At 47.8% G+C, this 255-nt stretch carries 1 rRNA gene; it reads left to right on the forward strand.

The features are described 5' to 3' along the window. Positions 1-187 precede the first annotated feature (187 nt). Positions 188-255: ribosomal RNA gene (locus tag M3197_RS17275) — 16S ribosomal RNA — on the forward strand; the annotation flags it as partial.

Genomic DNA, 255 nt, shown 5'->3' on the forward strand with positions numbered 1-255 from the left:
AGATCTTAGTTGATCTGATAGACATCTTAAATGATGCCAGTACGAATTGAGCAATCAATTCTCTCTGGTTGCTGAGATGTAGTGCAGTGCTAGGAAGCGAAGGCGTGAATGAGGGAGCGTACTTAGGCACGTGACCGAATGAACAACTGAAGCTGACGACGCAATGTGCTGCATATCAGCTACCAGATTTATGGAGAGTTTGATCCTGGCTCAGGACGAACGCTGGCGGCATGCCTAATACATGCAAGTCGAGCG

Origin of the sequence: Sporosarcina aquimarina, from assembly GCF_023715615.1 — a bacterium.
Classification (GTDB): domain Bacteria; phylum Bacillota; class Bacilli; order Bacillales_A; family Planococcaceae; genus Sporosarcina; species Sporosarcina aquimarina_A.